This window comes from bacterium (genome assembly GCA_029210965.1).
GTDB lineage: Bacteria > BMS3Abin14 > BMS3Abin14 > BMS3Abin14 > BMS3Abin14 > JALHUC01.
Window position 1 is genome coordinate 1 of the sequence record JARGFZ010000105.1, and the last position, 1287, is coordinate 1287.

At 46.2% G+C, this 1287-nt stretch carries 1 rRNA gene; it reads left to right on the forward strand.

The annotated features are described in order from the left end of the window. Positions 1-1287: ribosomal RNA gene (locus tag P1S59_14455) — 23S ribosomal RNA — on the forward strand; the annotation flags it as partial.

Below are 1287 nucleotides of genomic sequence, written 5' to 3' on the forward strand. Positions count from 1 at the left end.
AGAGGGAAAGAACCCAGACCGCCAGCTAAGGTCCCCAAATGATAGCTAAGTGGGCAAGGATGTGGGGTTGCCCAGACAGCCAGGAGGTTGGCTTAGAAGCAGCCATCCTTTAAAGAAAGCGTAATAGCTCACTGGTCGAGTCGGTTTGCGCGGAAGATTTACCGGGGCTAAGCATAGTACCGAAGCTACGGATCTCACGTAAGTGAGGTGGTAGAGGAGCGTTCTGTAAGCCTGCGAAGGTCAATTGAGAAGTTGGCTGGAGGTATCAGAAGTGCGAATGCTGACATGAGTAACGATAAAGGGGGTGAAAAACCCCCTCGCCGAAAACCCAAGGTTTCCTGCGCAACGTTAATCGACGCAGGGTTAGTCGGGACCTAAGGCGAGGCCGAAAGGCGTAGTCGATGGAAAACAGGTTAATATTCCTGTACTTGTTATAACTGCGATGGGGTGACGGAGCAGGCTAGGTCAGCTTACTGTTGGATATGTAAGTTTAAATGTGTAGGGAGAGAGTTTAGGCAAATCCGGACTCTTAATTCTGAGACATGATGACGAGTTTTTCCTTGTGAAAGACGAAGTGATTGATGCCATACTTCCAAGAAAAACCTCTAAGCTTCAGGTTATAACGACCCGTACCCCAAACCGACACAGGTGGGTGGGATGAGAATTCTAAGGCGCTTGAGAGAACTCGGCTGAAGGAACTAGGCAAAATTGTACCGTAACTTCGGGAGAAGGTACGCCTTTGGTAGGTGAAGCGACTTGCTCGTGGAGCTGAAGAAGGCAGCATTAAATTGGTGGCTGCGACTGTTTATCAAAAACACAGCACTCTGCAAACTCGCAAGAGGAAGTATAGGGTGTGACGCCTGCCCGGTGCTGGAAGGTTAATTGATGGGGTTACCTCACCACTAAATGGTTTTGACGCAATGTACTACGTCTATGTCATACAACCTGTAGAAAGAAATAACTATTTTTATATTGGCTACAGTAGCGATTTAAAAAAACGCATTGTTTCTCATAATACAGGTAAAAATAAAAGTACTAAACACCGACAATGGCGTTTAGTCTATTATGAAGCATATACAACAGAACAAAGCGCAAGACAAAGAGAGCAACGTTTAAAGAAAAACAAACGGATGCGCTCACTCTTACTTGATCGAATAAAATCAAGTTTAGAACCATTTAGTGGTGAGGGAAGCTCTTGATCGAAGCCCCAGTAAACGGCGGCCGTAACTATAACGGTCCTAAGGTAGCGAAATTCCTTGTCGGGTAAGTTCCGACCTGCACGAATGG